Below are 16,324 nucleotides of genomic sequence, written 5' to 3'. Positions count from 1 at the left end.
GGTCAATCTCCTCGTCCGCCTTTAGCTGCCCATTGTTCCATAAATGTCTTGCCCTGTGGTGCCGGTAAATCGCGACAACGGGTCCATCCATTATTAAACGGTAGCTTTTTCAGCCGACCTTTCTTACCAGACAGACTTGAAAGAACCCGAGCACCGATCTTAGTCATCAACCGATAGAGAGCTGGGCGCTTGGCAAAAAAGCCCCATATTTCAATCCCCCAGCGGTCCGGTTTCGGTCCGATTTGTTGCTCAAAAGCCTTTTCCCGCCAGTGGCGAAGTATTTTGGGAATTGGAATACGAACCGGACATACTTCTTCACAGCGGCCACAGAAACTGGAGGCATTCGGTAGATGATAAGCCTCTTCCAGCCCGACCATCTGGGGATTAAGCGCAGCACCAATTGGCCCTGGATACACCCAGCCATAACTGTGACCACCAACAGCGTGATAAACCGGGCAATGGTTCATACAGGCACCGCAGCGAATACACCGCAAAAGCTCCTGCAGCTCAGTTCCAATCATTTCAGACCGGCCACCGTCGAGTAAAACAACGTGGAAATTTTCCGGTCCATCAATATCGTCTGACCGTTTTGGGCCTGTTGAGAAGGTTGTGTAGACTGACATTTCCTGACCAGTGGCGGAGCGGGCAAGCACTCGCATCACCGTACTGACATCTTCAAGGGTCGGGATCACCTTTTCCAGACTTGCGACAACGATGTGGGTCTTGGGAAGTGATTGAGTCAAATCCCCGTTCCCTTCGTTAGTCACAATGACTGTAGATCCGGTTTCAGCCACAAGGAAATTGGCACCCGTAATCCCAACATCCGCGGTTACATATTTATGCCGAAGAACGGCCCGGGCTTCCCCGACCAGTTTTTCCGCATCTTCTTCCCGCTCGGTATACCCGTATTTCTGATGATGCTCGTGGAACAGCTCGGTAACCTGATCCTTGGTTTTGTGAACAGCCGGTCCAATAATGTGACTTGGCGGTTCATCTGCTAGCTGAATGATATATTCCCCCAGATCTGTTTCGATGGGTTCAATACCTTCTGCAGCGAGAAATTTATTGAGCGCTATTTCCTCCGTGATCATGGATTTACCCTTGGTCACGGTTTTGGCATCCACATCCCGGCAAATTTTCAGGATCGCATCCCGGGCTTCTTTATGAGTTGAGCACCAGTGCACATGTCCGCCCTGTTGAGTGACCTGATCCTCAAAATATTCCAGGTAATAATCCAGGTTATCTAGGACATGGTTTTTGATGTCCCGGGCCTGATCCCGCAAATCCTCAAATTCCGGCAAGGCGTCCGCTGCCGTCCGGCGGGCAGTCGTAAAACCCGTCTTTACGCGACCAAGGGCTGCCCGCAGGTTTTCATCCTGCATGGCCTCATGGGCATTTTCCTTAAACTGGCGGCTCGTGACTTCCATTAGCGACGCTCCTCCCCAATTCCTGGTTTATCACCCATATCAGCAAGGATCTCTGCGATATGTAAAACCTTCATTTTATGGCCCTGACGATAGAGCCGCCCGGCGATATTCATCAAACAACCCAGATCCCCGGCTGTGACCACTTCTGCGCCTGTCGCCCGAAGATTATCAATTTTCCGATCGACCATTTCTTCTGAAACTTCTGAATATTTGATGCAGAAGGTTCCGCCAAACCCGCAACAAGCCTCCCGATCCTCAGCTTCAATGAGTTCCAGATCCTCAACACCTGCAAGAAGGGACCGCGGCTGATCCTTAACCTTCATTTCCCTGAGACTTGAGCAACTATCGTGATAGGTCACCTTCTTTTCAAATTCCACGTCATCCACTTTGAACTTCCGTACATCTGCCAGGAAGGAGACCAACTCATGGGTACGAGCAGCCAGATCTTCAGCTTCCAGCAACATGTCAGGATCATCAGCAAATAATTCGGGATAATGCTTCTTAATCATACCGGCGCAGGAGCCAGACGGCGCAACCACATACCGAAACCCCTTAAATGCCTTGATGACATCTGCAGCGATTTGTTTGGTTGTCCGGCGATCCCCTGAATTATAGGCTGGCTGACCACAACAGGTCTGGGCATCCGGCACAACGACCTTACAACCCGTCTGTTCCAATAATTTTACGGTGGCAAATCCGACGGAAGGTCGGTTGATATCCACCAGACAGGTGACGAATAAAGCGACTTCGATTTTGTCTGTCTCATTGGACATGTATACGTTCTCCCAAGCTCAGTGGAAGGACTATACTGGACCTTTTATCGCTTCGCCAGTCAGCTTGATGAATTGTTTTGAGATTTCAGTCGCTCAGCAACCCCAATAGGCAGCAGCATCCAATATTGTCCCTTGGATTTCATGGCACCCGCTTTTTCATAAGCTTCATCCCCATGACCCCAAAACACATCACCGCGAACAGGTCCTCGAATGGCCCCGCCTGTATCCTGTGCCATAAAAAGCCTCTGAATGGGACCAATATCTGCAGTTGTGGTTTCTTCCTGAGCCTCTGTTGCCAGCCAAATCGGCACCCCAAGGGGCATCCATTTTCGATCCACCGCAAGAGAGCGGCCCGGGGTCAACTCAACCCCTTGAGCACCAACAGGACCTGATTTTTCCAGTTCCCGGAAAAAGATATAGGACGCGTTTTCCTGCATTAGGGCTTCCGCTTTATCAGGGTTCGTCTCCAGCCAGCTGCGGATCGCCTGCATGGACATATCCTCCCGAAGAACAGCCCCAGATTCAATCAGTGTCTTCCCAATCGCATAATAGGGATGCCCATTTTGCCCAGCATATCCAACTCTCAAGGATGATCCATCGTCGAGTTCCACATAACCAGACCCCTGGATATGAAGGAAAAAGGCATCAACGGCGCTATCAACCCAGACGATTTCCAGATCGCGGCCAGCAAGAGCGCCATCATCAATCTCTTTGCGATCTGCGAAAGGATAAAGCTCTCCATTTTTAACAAGTCCGGCAATTCGCTGGCCCTTCAGGCTTTCCCGAAAACGACCAAGATGCACCATGACCAACTCGTCGGGACGCATATATAACGGCGTATGATAGCGGTCGGACTTTGTCCGGCTCCCTTTTAGGCTGGCCTCATAATAACCCGTGAAAAGACCCGTTTCATCTTCGTTATTCAAAACCTGCACAGGTATCATTTGGCTTTCAAAAAAGCTACGGATCTGGTCTGGATCATCGAACAGATCCAGCGCGATTTCACAGATAGGCTTCCAGTCACTTACAGCCCCAGCTATACCCCCTGCACCTAATGATCTATTATCTGGTAAAGTACTGAGTTTATTACAGGATTTCGAAAGTGCCGCCATGAAGCCAGAAAAGTTTTCTGTCTGCCAACCCGGTAGATCCGAATAGGTAGATATCTTCAGGATCCGTTGATCCTCAAGCGCTTCCTTTTCAAAGTAGAAGAAATACCAGACGCCAACGCCTGACAACAAAACAAGACCTGCCAGACAGGTGACCCAGATCCGTTCCCAGCTTCGCAATTTTGCCCCCGGTGCTTACTTTTATTCTGCGCTTTTAGTGGTAATCAGCAGCCAGTTTGGATTTCTGGATTTCAAGCGACGTGCGAAAGTCCATTCCTCACGGACTGTGTGGGGATGAGGATCACCCTGAACCACAACACCGTCTTCATCTTTCGTCATAGAAATCATTTCTGTTTCAAAACGAACTGTGACTTCTGCATCCTTGCCATTGAGCACTGCACCCACAATCTCAGAGGATTTTACACTCAGAATATCGGTATGCATAACCTCGTTCGCCTTTTCCCGAGATTCAATGGCAGATACAAAGTTATTGTATACATCCTCTGACAGCAGATCTTTCAGCGTTGATCGATCCCCATTTGCATAGGCTTGAACAATCGCTTCATAAGCCATTTCAGCTTGAGACGGAAAAGCAGACGGATCGAAACTGGCATCAATAGCGTGAATATTTCGCAAAGTTGCTGCCAAAGGAGTATCCGCCTGAAACAGGATGTCATCTCGATTGAAATCAATATCGTTGTTCATCGGAACGATATTATCGCCACTATCATCAATAGACTTGGCTTCCGGTTTTTTAAATTCTTTGCGGGATATATCTTCACGGGGAGATTGTTCATGTCCCATACGGCGACCAAGAACACTTCTCAGCCTCAGGAAAATGAAGGCTGCAATCATTACCAATAAAATAATATCCAGGAACTCGAACCCATTTCCCATAATTAGTAAATCGCACCACTCTTGTTAAAAAATGCCAAAACCCGCTCTTGAACAGGCAATTAATCAACCGTAACCTCAATAGGAGGTCAGGTCTAGAAGCTTTCTAAAAGCTTGAAGTTTATTTGCCTGCATATACGTAGATAGAAACTCAAAGAAGGATAAACAAGTTTGCCATTGTTGTTTTTTGCCCTTTTAATAGGGATTCCTGTTGTTGAAATCGCTGTTTTTATCGAAATTGGCGGCGAAATTGGTGCGTTCAATACGATCGGGCTGACAATATTAACCGCTATTATCGGTATGGCACTGCTGCGCTATCAAGGGATATCTGTTCTAACCCAGGCGCAAGCCCGTCTCAATGCAGGGGAGTCCCCGGTTCGCGAAATCTTTAGCGGGATCATGCTGGCACTTGCGGGTTTATTTCTTCTCATCCCAGGATTTGTAACAGATACAATTGGATTTTTGCTGTTTCTTCCGCCCCTTCGCAGTCTAATCGCCAATCAACTGGCTTCCAGTAGCCGTTTCGTCCGGAGTGAGACCGTTTTTTCTCATCACTCTGATGGTCAATACCGAAGTGAGCCGATCATAGAAGGCGAATATCATGTGGTTGAGGACGCCGATGACTTGGAAAGTGGTCCAAAAGATCCCAATTCAAGCAGTCCGTGGTCAAAAAACAAGGACGACTAATATCCTTGCGGCTTGTTCAGCGCGATAAACCGTGCTAGCCAGTGGATAAATTTGCCAAACAAACTCGTCAGGAGACACGCTTTATTATGGCTGAAAACGAAGTGGATATTGATGCCCATGAGGCCGCCAATGCGGAACAGGGTCCTATTCTGTCTATTATTACGCAATATGTGAAAGATATTTCCTTTGAAAATCCAAATGCTCCGGCCAGTTTGAACCCGGAATTATCCCAGCCATCTGTCGAATTGGCTGTCAATGTTCAGGCCAAAGCTCTGACCCCTGAAAACTATGAGATTGAGCTAAGGGTTCAGGCGAATGCCAAGCATGATGATAATACTGCCTTTATTCTGGAGCTGGTTTATGGCGGTTTGTTCCTTCTGAAAAACTTCCCAGCGGAAGCTTTGGAACAGATCTGTATGATTGAATGCCCACGGTTGATTTTTCCATTTGCTCGTCGGGTAATCGCGGATGCAACTCGCGATGGCGGTTTTTCCCCGCTGCAGCTTGATCCAATCGACTTTGCTGGTCTTTACAAAGCGCACAAAGCACAGGAAAGCCAAAATGGAGCTGCTGGCAACGCCTAACAGCAAAATGAACTTATGCAAAAGCCTCCGAAATTTCGGAGGCTTTTTTTATCTCTCGATAATGTCTAGCTATTCCAAATAGGATCGGAGATTTTATTCAGAAAAGCAGTATGCGCTGCTAGTTCTTCGTCTGTTGGCGCATGTGGCCGGGGGGGACGAACTTCTATCCGCTTCTGACTGATGGTTTCATCATCAATTTCAGCTGCAAGAGAGAACCCGGTTTGGCGTCCACCGCGAAGCTCCAGATAAACCTCTGCAAGCAATTCCGCATCAAGAAGCGCACCATGCTTGGTTCGGGCTGAGTTATCGATCTTAAACCGGCGACAGAGCGCATCCAAGTTTGCCTGAGCACCTGGAAACATTTTGCGGGCCATTGCCACCGTATCAATTGAACGGCTCATGGGCAGGGGTTTACGCTTTAAACGGATAAGTTCCGCATTGATAAACTTCATGTCGAATTCAGCGTTATGGATCACCAGATTGGCATCACCAATAAAATTCATAAAGTTATCAATCTCTTCTGCCATGACCGGGTGGTTTTTCAGAAACTCCTCACTCAGACCATGAACTTTAAACGCCGCTTCAGGCATATCCCGTTCTGGATTAATATAGACATGATAGACCCGACCCGTGGCGACATAGTTTTCAACCTCAACACAGCCAATCTCAACAATCCGATCACCTGACGAAGGATCAAAACCTGTTGTTTCCGTATCCAGGACAATTTCCCGCATCTAGATCTCTTCCTTCAAGCTTTTGATCAAGGTCTTTACCTGCATCCGTGTTTCTTCTTCGGGACAGCCAGTTTCAATCACATGATGGGCTTTTTGCCGTTTATGTTCATCAGGTAGCTGCCGGGATAAAATAGTATCCAGCTTTTCTTCCGTCATGTCATCCCGGGCCAAAACTCTTGCCCGCTGTAAATGAGCTGGGGCACTCACAACTACAATCGTGTCGAAATTACTTTCCCCATTGGTTTCAAAAATCAGAGGTACATCCAAAACAACCATGTCATGACCATCTTTTTCAGCCTCAGCCAAAAACTCTGCCCGGTGGGCACCAACCATGGGATGAACAATTTTTTCCAGCCGACGAATAGCGTCTTCGTTACCCACAACCAGTTTGCTCAGCTTTGGCCGGTCCACCTGGTCATCAACGATTGCATCTGGAAAGGCTTCGCGGATGGCATCAACAGCCCGGCCACCCCGTTGATAAAATTTATGAATTTCCGCATCCACATTATAGACGGGGATCCCTTCCGCCTCGAACATTTTGCCAACGGTTGATTTTCCCATCCCGATGGAACCCGTCAGTCCAATTATTTTTAGACCCATTTTTACTTCAGTCCTTCCAAGACATGATGACGCAAGTCTTTATCCACTTCAGGATAGACCCCAAACCAGGCTTCAAATCCGGCTTTTGCCTGATGAAGCAGCATTCCAAGACCATCCACCACACTATGGCCTTTCAAACGCGCCTGTTTCAAGAGTTCTGTCTCAAGAGGGGCATAAACAATATCAGTTACCACAGCGGTTTTCTTTAGATCTGTAAGATCCAGTATCAGGGGTGGTTGCCCTTTCATGCCAAGACTGGTCGTGTTCACAAGTAAATCGGTCTTTGAAAGCATTTGTTCCTTTTCATCCCAAGGAACGACTTCAATAGGGATATTCTTCATTTCGTTTGCTAAGTGCTGGGCACGAGCTTGGGTACGATTAGTAAGAAATATTTTTGAAAACCCCATTGATTTCAACGCATAAAGAATAGCACGGGCGGCACCTCCAGCGCCTAGGACCAAAGCTGTTCCGTTAACGAAACGATCTAAATTAAGATGGTCTCCTAGACTGTCCCTAAATCCAATCCAATCTGTATTTTTTCCCTGAAGCTCGCCATTTTCACTGATAACCAGCGTATTTACCGCCCCGATTTCCGATGCAGCCTGCTCAAGCTGATCAATATAGGGAATAATGGTTTCCTTCAAAGGGAGTGTCAGATTACATCCCCGAAATTCATTTCCAGTTTGCTCTATGTGCGATTTGAGATCAGCAATTTGAGACATTAGTTCGTCTGGCTGAACTTCATGCGCTTCATAACTGGCATCCAAACCATATTTTTGAATCCAAAACCCGTGAAGGCGAGGAGAGGACGAATGAGAAACAGGATACCCCAATAAACCAGCACATTTCGTCATGACTTAAAAACCTTATGACCCCGCAAAAAATCAACCAACGGCAACAAGGGCAACCCGAGGATTGAAAAGAAATCACCCTCAATCTTATTGAAAAGCTGGGCACCAAGTCCTTCCAGTTGATAAGCGCCGACAGATTGCAAGATTTCCTCCCCCGCTTGATCTAGATACTGATCCAGAAATTCATCACTAAAACTCCGCATTTCCAGCGTCGCTGTTTGTGTATAGTGCCAAATAATTGTATTTGCTTTAGCGACACAAACTGCTGTTTGTAAGTGATGATTTTTCCCCTTCAGGGATAAAAGATGAGCTCTGGCATGACTCATATCTGCAGGCTTGTCGAACCAGACCCCATTACATTCAAGCATTTGATCCGCCCCAATGATCAGTGCATTGGGAAATTCCTTCGAAATTCGCAGCGCCTTTAATTCAGCAAGTGCAACTGCTGTGTCTTTGGCGTTCGCACCCGAAGCCTGAAGAGAATGTTTCAGTTCACTTTCATCCACGTTTGCAGCTTTTGTTTCAAACTGAAGACCAGCATTTTCCAGCAGCATTTTCCGTGACTGGCTGGCTGAGGCCAGAATAACCAGTGGCTTATCCTGTTCGCTCATATAATGCGACTTTCTTCTTTTTGATGGCGCTTATGGAATAACGTAATGATCTGTGCTGCTGTCTCTTCAACTGACCGCCGGGTAACATCAATTACCGGCCATTTATGTTTCGTACACAGCTTCCGAGCTTCCAGAACTTCATTCTTGATCCCTTCCATATCTACATAGTTTGTATCATGGGTCTCTTTGAGCGATAGAAGTCTGTTTTTACGAATTTGCGACAACCGATCCGGACTGGAGGTTAGCCCAACCACAAAGGGTTTTTTTACTTCAAAAAGCTGCGGCGGTAGGGGGCATCCAACAACAATGGGGATATTCGCAGTCTTAATCCCGCGATGGGATAAATAGAAGGAAGTCGGTGTTTTAGAGGTTCTGGAAACCCCAACAAGAATAATATCTGCATCTTCCAGACCATCAGGCATTTGGCCATCATCATGCGCCATTGTGTAATTCAAGGCTTCAATCCGGGCAAAATACTGTTGATCAAGCATATGCTGACGACCTGGTAAACCCCGGCTTTCCTGTCCCAGATACTGAGAGAGTGAGGCCATTACCGGATCCAGAATTGATACACAAGGAACATTGGCCTTACGGCAACCTTTTTCCAATGCTGCCCTAAGTTCCTTATTCACAACAGTAAATAAAACAAGACCAGGATTTTTCTGAATAGAATCAATGATATCATCAATTTGACGGATTGTTCGTGTCATTGACCAGACATGCTCAACCGGATCTTTTGCCTCAAACTGAACCAGCGCTGCCTTGGTAATTGACTGCAAAGTTTCACCCGTTGAATCTGATACCAGATGAAGATGAAGATCCCCCATTTAGATCATCCCGTTTTGCCTGTGGAAAATGTGGATAACAGGGATAACACGAGCTTTTCATGACTTCCAGAAACTTTACTCATGTTTATTCCTGTTCTTACAAGATTGTCACACACCTCTGGACATGTGTAGACAAGCTCATCTGAAAGTGGGGATAAAACAAAATTTATGTCTTCTTTCTGAAGTTATCCCCATAATCCCCATAATTCAGGCGATCTAATTTTGGCGATATACCGTATTTATCCCTAGTCACTCACTTCACCAGTTTTTTTCCACAAATTTTGAATTTTCGCTGTGAAAGAAATAGGATCCCCGTTATTCACAGGGATAAACAACTACTACCTCCTTTTATTTATAAATATATATTGGGAGGGATAACTTTTTGAGAAAAGGCAGGACCAGTTCCAATGTCATCTGACAAGCGATTTCTAAAAGCCCTAAACCGAGAAAAACTGGACAGGCCACCTTTTTGGCTAATGCGTCAGGCAGGTCGATATCTCCCTGAATATCGCCAAACCCGAAAAGATGCAGGATCTTTCCTAGATCTTTGCTACTCCCCAAAGCTTGCAGAAGAAGTCACCCTTCAACCGCTTCGCCGATATGATATGGATGCTGCAATTCTCTTTGCTGATATCCTATTGATCCCAGATGCCTTAGGTCAGCCTCTTGCATACAAAGAGGGCGAGGGACCTGTCTTAGATCCTGTTCGCTCGGCAAAAGAGTTATCCTCTTTCAAACTGGAGACACTTCATAATCGACTGGAGCCTGTCTATGAGACCGTTAATCGTCTGAGCAGCTCCATCCCAGCTCATTGTTCCTTAATTGGCTTTGCTGGGTCTCCCTGGACCGTAGCGACCTATATGGTGGAAGGAAAAGGGTCCAAAGATTATGTAGAAACCAAGAAATGGGCTTATTCTGATCCTGAAGGGTTTGATCAATTAATCGATCTGTTGGTTGAGGCAACCGTTCAATATCTTCTGAAGCAGATTGAAGCAGGTGCCGAAACAGTACAATTATTTGATACTTGGGCAGGTGTGCTTCCCGATGACAAGTTTGAAAGATGGGTAACCAAACCGACTGCCAAGATTGTTGAAAAAATTCGCCATATTCATCCAGGCTTTCCAATTATTGGCTTTCCAAAGGGGGTTGGTGCCAATCTGTTGAGTTTTGTTGATAAGACTGGTGTTACTGCGGTCAGTCTGGATACAGCCCAATCGTTGAGTTGGGCTGCAAAGGAAATTCAGCCCAAGGTCGTTGTTCAGGGTAATCTGGATCCAATCCTGTTGGTTGCCGGTGGTGATGCAATGGTTGATCGCATTCATCACATTTTGAAGATGCTGGGTGAGGGACCCCATATTTTCAATCTCGGGCATGGCATAATTCCCCAAACCCCGCCGGAAAATGTAGCTAAACTGGCAGAAACCATAAAGAATTGGAAAGCTTGAGGAGAATATAACAATGGCTCGCAAAGCAATCGTTTTGTTTAACCTGGGCGGACCAGACAGTTTTGAAGCGGTAGAGCCCTTTTTATTCAATCTTTTCTATGATCCGGCGATTATCCGATTGCCCAAACCATTTAGATATTTAATTGCTAAACTGATTTCGCGCCGTCGGGGACCGACCGCTCGCGAGATTTATGGACATCTTGGCGGAAAATCTCCGCTTCTCGAGCAAACAGAGAGCCAGGCTGAAAAACTTCAGAACCTGTTATCAACTGAAGACGATGAGTACGAAGTTTTTATCACGATGCGCTATTGGCATCCGCGGGCCTCTGATGTTGTGAAGAAGGTTAAAGCATTTGCTCCAGATGAAGTTATACTTCTGCCGCTTTATCCCCAGTTTTCCACGACTACAAGTGCGTCATCATTAAAAGAATGGCAGGAAGCTTCCAAAAAAGAAGGCCTGACAGCTCCAGCTTCCTCTATTTGCTGTTATCCAGCTGAGGAAGGGTTTGTACATGCCTATACAAGTCTCATTGAGTTGTCTTTACAAGAAATGACAAGCGAAGCGCCAAGGCTTCTTTTTTCTGCACATGGGTTACCGAAAAAGATTGTGGATGGGGGTGATCCTTATCCGTTTCAGGTAGAAAAATCGGTAGCTGCCATTGTCAAGAAACTGAACCGTCCCGATCTGGAGCATCTTGTTTGTTATCAGAGCCGAGTGGGTCCACTTGAATGGATCGGGCCGGATACAGAAGAAGAGATCAAACGAGCGGGATTGGAGAAAAAACCGCTTGTTGTTATTCCGGTCGCGTTTGTGTCCGAGCATTCAGAGACCCTGGTTGAGTTGGATATCGAATATGGGGAACTTGCCAGCGAGGCAGGGGTACCCGAATATAAACGAGTTCCTACTGTGACAGTTCATGATCGATTTATCGAAGGTTTGTCAAATCTGGTAAAGAACCGGAAAAAAGGACAGATGACGAGTAGTGAGGGGCAAATTATCTGTCCATCCGGGTCTATCGGCTGCCCACTGATTGCCGGCAAATAAGATATTTGGGGGACTATTTTGGATTTTCTCGCTGATTACTATCTCTGGATCAAAGCGCTGCATATTATGTCTGTGATTGCCTGGATGGCAGGTATGTTTTATCTGCCACGGTTATACGTTTATCATGCTGATGCAGAGCCCGGTTCAGTTCAGTCTGAAACATTCAAAATCATGGAGCGGCGCCTGCTTCGGGGCATTATTAACCCTGCAATGTTTATGACCTTCCTGTTTGGGGGATTGTTGCTCAGTATTCCAGGGATTGTGGATTGGTCTTCCGCCTGGATTTGGATCAAACTTGCCATGTTGTTCGTCATGGGCGGTTTTCATGGGTCTTTATCCAAGTGGCGCCGGCTGTTTGAAAGCGATTCCAACACGCGGTCAGCCAAATTTTATCGATATGTGAATGAAATTCCGACGGTATTGATGATCATTATTGTCGTGATGGTTGTGGTGAAGCCCTTTTAATGTGATTTTTTTGAAATATTTGATCTTTTTTCACTTTAGCCTGTTGACTTGCCAGGAGTATGCTGGCATTTCTTTTCCTCAACCGATGATCTCCCTATCATCGGGACCTGTTGTTTCAACCTAATTGGTTCCACTCAATAGAAACATCTTAATCGCTTGAAAATCAGCGTTATCCTTACTTTTCCTTCGTAAGAATATTTACCTTTCCTATTTCAATTGTGTCTAATTAATCCTCAGAGATTTACATGAATCTTCAAGAACTGAAAAAGAAAACTCCCCCAGAACTTCTCGCAGCAGCAGAAGCTCTCGATATTGAAAATGCCTCCACCATGCGTAAACAGGAACTTCTGTTTGCCATCTTGAAACACGAAGCTGACAAGGGGGAAGAGATCACCGGTGGTGGTGTTCTTGAAATTCTGCAGGACGGGTTTGGTTTCTTGAGATCACCGGATGCTAACTATCTGGCAGGACCGGATGATATTTATGTCTCCCCAAGCCAGATCCGAAAATTTTCCCTTCGAACAGGGGATACAGTTGAAGGTGAAATTCGAAGCCCTAAAGACGGTGAAAGGTATTTTGCCCTTCTGAAGGTTCAAAAAATTAACTTTGAAGACCCAGAAAAAGCCCGTCATAAAATTAATTTTGATAATCTGACACCTCTCTATCCAGAAGAGAGAATTCAGCTCGAAACACCAGATCCAACCAAAGAAATCAGTTCTGCCAGGGTTATTGACCTGGTATCGCCGCAAGGCAAGGGGCAGCGATCTTTGATTGTAGCGCCGCCAAGAACCGGTAAAACCGTTCTCCTTCAAAATATCGCCAATTCCATCACCACAAATAATCCGGAAGTCTATTTGATCGTTCTTCTTATCGATGAACGTCCGGAAGAGGTGACGGATATGAAGCGCTCCGTGAAAGGAGAGGTTATTTCCTCAACCTTTGATGAGCCAGCTGCCCGTCACGTACAAGTCGCAGAAATGGTGATTGAAAAGGCTAAGCGCCTGGTAGAACATAAACGGGATGTTGTGATCCTCCTGGATAGTATTACCCGTCTTGCCCGCGCCTATAACACGGTTGTTCCGTCCAGTGGTAAGGTTTTGACCGGTGGTGTGGATGCCAACGCCCTGCAACGCCCTAAGCGCTTCTTCGGTGCTGCCCGGAATATTGAAGAGGGTGGATCTCTTACAATTGTGGCGACAGCTCTGATTGATACAGGCTCTCGTATGGATGAAGTGATCTTTGAAGAATTTAAAGGCACTGGTAACTCCGAGATTATTCTGGATCGGAAACTCTCTGATAAGAGGGTCTTCCCAGCTATCGATATTACCAAATCCGGTACCCGGAAAGAGGAACTGCTGGTCGATAAACCAACCTTGCAGAAAATGTGGGTTCTTCGCCGTATTCTTAATCCAATGGGTACCACGGATGCGATGGAATTCCTGCTCGATAAACTACGCGGTAGTAAAACGAACGATGATTTCTTCGATAGTATGAATACCTAGTGATTCCTCAAAAATCTTAATTTTTATAGGCGTCAGCTTTTTTGGCTGGCGCCTTTTTATTTGCATTTTCAATTCCTTAGATCATATCAAGATTAAGGCTATATGTTTATAATTACGTATGTTATTACTAAAATTATCCTTTAAATTTAGGGATTAGAGACAATGGTGAAAAAGGATCTCAATCCATTTGAGACCAAACTCCGCAAAACCGGGAGCGCAGCTGGTGTGACTATCCCGGCAGAATTTCTTCGTCATCTTGGTTATGAGATAGGAGACACGTTGCGGGTGACCATTGATGGGGATGGTTTGGCCATTCGAAAAATCGATCCTGAATTTGATGACTTCATGGCACTCTATGATCAAATTGCAGTTCACTATCAACCATCCCTGAAACGCTTGTTCCGATGAGGCTTAACTGATGCATTTGCCAACACGATCAGTTATCCGGGAAGTTTACCGGCGGCAGCTCCGTCAGTATGGATCTGAGGCTGATCAGAATCTGGATCTTGATGATGTGAAATTGGGGGCGGCACTCGCCTGGCCTCGAATGATGATCACAGCAAATAAATCAGTCGATCTTTTTGAACTTGTGTCATCGCTTTTTACAGGTGTCCTATCAGAGCAACCTGCGCCAAAAGGAAATGCATCTCTTGCGATGGCGCTTGCCATGATTACACTTCGGCGGAATGGTTTAATGCTGGATGTTTCAAATGAGGAAGTGGCAGAGTTTTTTAATGACCTTGCTACAGAGCAACATACGGAACAGTCTCTAATTGGCTATTTCCAGAAAAATGCCATTCCGTTTCAGTTTAAGTCCACTGTTTAGCCGGCTTTACATTCCAAATATGGTTAAGCTTAAAAATTGAAGCAGATATGCTGAAATTGAGTGCTTTTTTATCCATAAATTTTAGTAATAATTTATGTAATTACATATGTTAAATAACTGATTTTATGGAATTAATACTTCTTGTTAGGCATCGTCACAAGAATCCCTATAAATTAGGTCAGGCCATCGTTTTTGCCAGTTTTTGGACCTTTTTCTTGCTTCAAAATCTGTTCTTTTCAAAGGATGTAGCGGATTTACGCGAAGGATCCCAGACAATAGATCCTCAACTCCAAAAGGCGCAATAATCTCTATATCTCTATCTTCATAGCGGGCTGCTATAGCGGTTGCTGTTTCAGGCCAATACTCCAGGGCGTTCTCCAAACTTTGATAGGCTGGATCCTGATTTTTAAGATGCATACGAGCTTGGTTACGGACTGACCAATTAACACCTGGATATTCAGTTTTCTGTTGGACCTCAATTTCTCGATCTTGGAGAGGTTCGGTTTTTTTCGGATCAAAATAAATCACGTCTACATCTGATCTTGCTGAAGAGATTTCGTTAGTTTCGAAAAGATGATCCCAAACTGCATTTCGAATAACACCTGCGCTAATCCAACAGTTCACTCTCTTCACAGAAGCGACCTGTCTTAAAAGCGGGAACAGGGTCTGATGGGTCTTCAGAAATGAAATCAAATCATCCTTTGTTTTCATGGAATATAATTCCTGTAACTGGATTTAGATCGAAAGCTAACTTCATGTAACTCACTGAATTCTGATTAGAAAATTGCCTATGAATAAATTGACAAAAATTGGTCGATAATAGGTGTCAAATTTTAGTTATTATTTATGTAATTACTAAATACTAAGTAGTTGAATTTATTAATACAAAAAAGCATCTCCAAAATATGGAGATGCTTTTTCAGATTTTACTCTGTTTTTTAAATTAGAGTGTGAAAATCGTGGATCCTGTAGTCTTCCGGGCTTCCAGATCTTCATGCGCTTTTGCAGCTTCTGACAGATGATACCGTTGTCCAATGCTGATTTTTAGAGTCCCGTCACTGACCAATTTGATCAGATCAGCTGCTGATTTTTCGAGGTCTGGACGCTCAGCGTTATAAGTCATCAGTGTAGGCCGGGTGACATAAAGTGAGCCTTTAGCAGCCAATGTTCCAAGGTCCAGATTATCAACAGGACCTGTTGCATTTCCGAAGGAAACCATCAGTCCTCGAGGTTGCAGACAGTCCAGAGAGCTCATAAAAGTGTCTTTGCCAATACTGTCATAAACGACCGGTACACCTTTACCATCGGTTATCTCCATTACCCGCTTTTGAAAGTCTTCTGTGCGATAATTAATGGTGTGGTCACAGCCATGAGCCTTCGCAAGTTCAGCTTTTTCTTCTGATCCGACAGTTCCTATGACAGTTGCACCAATATGTTTTGCCCATTGGCAGGCAATCAGTCCAACACCACCGGCTGCGGCATGAAAGAGGATCGTGTCGCCTTGTTTCACGTGAAACGTTCGCTGTAGAAGATATTCGACGGTCATTCCTTGCAACATCATGGCTGCTGCAGTTTCATCATCAATAGTATCAGGAATTTGTACCAGTCCATCTTCTGGCATCACACGTTCTTCGGCGTAAGCCCCGATAGGACGTCCCGCATAAGCGACCCGGTCACCAACCTTTACATATTTAACACCTTCGCCGATTTCTTGAACAATTCCAACAGCTTCCATACCAGGAACATTGGGGAGGGGGGCTGGATAGAGACCGGTTCTGAAATAGACATCAATGTAATTGAGGCCAACAGCGGAATGTTTTATCCGGACTTCACCAGGTCCCGGTTTTCCAACTTCCACGTCCTCCCATTTTAGAACTTCCGGTCCTCCTGGTTCTTTAAATGTAATGGCTTTTGTCATTTTGATACCTTTGTTGACTATAGGAT

Annotated in this window: 19 protein-coding genes; 8 read left to right on the top strand and 11 right to left on the bottom strand. The window is 45.5% G+C overall.

Features of this window, described 5'->3' with window-relative positions; genetic code table 11:
* Nucleotides 1-2: 2 nt before the first annotated feature.
* The 4 genes from HH301_RS03165 to HH301_RS03150 are packed head-to-tail and all read right to left on the bottom strand — an operon-like array spanning nt 3 to nt 4,206.
* Nucleotides 3-1,427 (bottom strand): LutB/LldF family L-lactate oxidation iron-sulfur protein, encoded by a 1,425-nt coding sequence (locus tag HH301_RS03165; RefSeq protein WP_169566618.1) that lies wholly within the window; start codon nt 1,425-1,427, stop codon nt 3-5.
* Nucleotides 1,427-2,200: a (Fe-S)-binding protein gene (locus tag HH301_RS03160; protein ID WP_169566617.1), complete on the bottom strand. Its 774-nt coding sequence runs from the start codon at nt 2,198-2,200 to the stop codon at nt 1,427-1,429. Before HH301_RS03160 ends, HH301_RS03165 begins: the two co-directional genes overlap by 1 nt.
* A 59-nt stretch (nt 2,201-2,259) precedes the next feature.
* Nucleotides 2,260-3,489 (bottom strand): murein transglycosylase A, encoded by a 1,230-nt coding sequence (gene mltA / locus HH301_RS03155; protein ID WP_169566616.1) that lies wholly within the window; start codon nt 3,487-3,489, stop codon nt 2,260-2,262.
* Between the two features lie 21 nt (nt 3,490-3,510).
* The gene (locus HH301_RS03150; protein WP_169566615.1) at nt 3,511-4,206 is read right to left on the bottom strand and encodes a Tim44/TimA family putative adaptor protein; all 696 of its coding nucleotides are present in this window, start codon (nt 4,204-4,206) and stop codon (nt 3,511-3,513) included.
* Between the two features lie 168 nt (nt 4,207-4,374).
* Here HH301_RS03150 and HH301_RS03145 point away from each other — a divergent pair, with 168 nt between their 5' ends.
* The gene (locus HH301_RS03145) at nt 4,375-4,890 is read left to right on the top strand and encodes an FxsA family protein (RefSeq protein WP_206378140.1); all 516 of its coding nucleotides are present in this window, start codon (nt 4,375-4,377) and stop codon (nt 4,888-4,890) included.
* 86 nt (nt 4,891-4,976) lie between these two features.
* Complete coding sequence (gene secB, locus HH301_RS03140; protein WP_169566614.1) at nt 4,977-5,474, top strand: protein-export chaperone SecB; 498 nt, start codon at nt 4,977-4,979, stop codon at nt 5,472-5,474.
* A gap of 65 nt (nt 5,475-5,539) precedes the next feature.
* Here the strand turns inward: secB and dnaQ are convergent, their stop codons facing one another.
* The 5 genes from dnaQ to HH301_RS03115 are packed head-to-tail and all read right to left on the bottom strand — an operon-like array spanning nt 5,540 to nt 9,097.
* Nucleotides 5,540-6,208, bottom strand: a complete 669-nt coding sequence (gene dnaQ / locus HH301_RS03135) for a DNA polymerase III subunit epsilon (protein WP_169566613.1) — start codon at nt 6,206-6,208, stop codon at nt 5,540-5,542.
* Nucleotides 6,209-6,808, bottom strand: a complete 600-nt coding sequence (gene coaE, locus HH301_RS03130) for a dephospho-CoA kinase (protein ID WP_169566612.1) — start codon at nt 6,806-6,808, stop codon at nt 6,209-6,211.
* 2 nt (nt 6,809-6,810) lie between these two features.
* The gene (locus HH301_RS03125; protein ID WP_169566611.1) at nt 6,811-7,662 is read right to left on the bottom strand and encodes a shikimate dehydrogenase; all 852 of its coding nucleotides are present in this window, start codon (nt 7,660-7,662) and stop codon (nt 6,811-6,813) included.
* Complete coding sequence (locus tag HH301_RS03120) at nt 7,659-8,270, bottom strand: Maf family protein (RefSeq protein ID WP_169566610.1); 612 nt, start codon at nt 8,268-8,270, stop codon at nt 7,659-7,661. The genes HH301_RS03125 and HH301_RS03120 overlap by 4 nt, the downstream gene beginning before the upstream one ends.
* Nucleotides 8,267-9,097 carry a pyruvate, water dikinase regulatory protein gene (locus HH301_RS03115; protein WP_169566609.1) on the bottom strand — a complete coding sequence of 277 codons (831 nt, stop codon included), beginning with the start codon at nt 9,095-9,097 and terminating at the stop codon, nt 8,267-8,269. Before HH301_RS03115 ends, HH301_RS03120 begins: the two co-directional genes overlap by 4 nt.
* A gap of 407 nt (nt 9,098-9,504) precedes the next feature.
* Here HH301_RS03115 and hemE point away from each other — a divergent pair, with 407 nt between their 5' ends.
* From hemE to HH301_RS03085, 6 genes are all read left to right on the top strand, one after another.
* Nucleotides 9,505-10,542, top strand: a complete 1,038-nt coding sequence (hemE, locus tag HH301_RS03110; protein WP_169566608.1) for a uroporphyrinogen decarboxylase — start codon at nt 9,505-9,507, stop codon at nt 10,540-10,542.
* 13 nt (nt 10,543-10,555) lie between these two features.
* Nucleotides 10,556-11,587, top strand: a complete 1,032-nt coding sequence (hemH, locus tag HH301_RS03105) for a ferrochelatase (RefSeq protein ID WP_169566607.1) — start codon at nt 10,556-10,558, stop codon at nt 11,585-11,587.
* 15 nt (nt 11,588-11,602) lie between these two features.
* A complete protein-coding gene (gene hemJ, locus HH301_RS03100) occupies nt 11,603-12,052 on the top strand; it encodes a protoporphyrinogen oxidase HemJ (RefSeq protein ID WP_169569471.1) in 450 nt (149 codons plus the stop codon).
* A gap of 245 nt (nt 12,053-12,297) precedes the next feature.
* On the top strand, nt 12,298-13,554 hold the full coding sequence (gene rho, locus HH301_RS03095) for a transcription termination factor Rho (RefSeq protein WP_169566606.1): 1,257 nt from the start codon (nt 12,298-12,300) through the stop codon (nt 13,552-13,554).
* Between the two features lie 162 nt (nt 13,555-13,716).
* Complete coding sequence (locus HH301_RS03090) at nt 13,717-13,962, top strand: AbrB/MazE/SpoVT family DNA-binding domain-containing protein (protein WP_169566605.1); 246 nt, start codon at nt 13,717-13,719, stop codon at nt 13,960-13,962.
* 10 nt (nt 13,963-13,972) lie between these two features.
* Nucleotides 13,973-14,380, top strand: a complete 408-nt coding sequence (locus HH301_RS03085) for a hypothetical protein (protein ID WP_169566604.1) — start codon at nt 13,973-13,975, stop codon at nt 14,378-14,380.
* A 144-nt stretch (nt 14,381-14,524) separates the two neighbouring features.
* Here HH301_RS03085 and HH301_RS03080 read toward each other — a convergent pair whose 3' ends face one another.
* Both HH301_RS03080 and HH301_RS03075 read right to left on the bottom strand, forming a co-directional pair.
* Complete coding sequence (locus tag HH301_RS03080) at nt 14,525-15,091, bottom strand: nucleotidyltransferase family protein (RefSeq protein ID WP_169566603.1); 567 nt, start codon at nt 15,089-15,091, stop codon at nt 14,525-14,527.
* 232 nt (nt 15,092-15,323) lie between these two features.
* Nucleotides 15,324-16,298, bottom strand: a complete 975-nt coding sequence (locus HH301_RS03075; protein WP_169566602.1) for a quinone oxidoreductase family protein — start codon at nt 16,296-16,298, stop codon at nt 15,324-15,326.
* Between the last annotated feature and the right edge of the window lie 26 nt (nt 16,299-16,324).

It is taken from the genome of Sneathiella limimaris, assembly GCF_012932565.1.
Taxonomy (GTDB): domain Bacteria; phylum Pseudomonadota; class Alphaproteobacteria; order Sneathiellales; family Sneathiellaceae; genus Sneathiella; species Sneathiella limimaris.
Note: the sequence above shows the minus strand (reverse complement) of the source record. Positions and strands in the feature narration are given on the sequence as shown.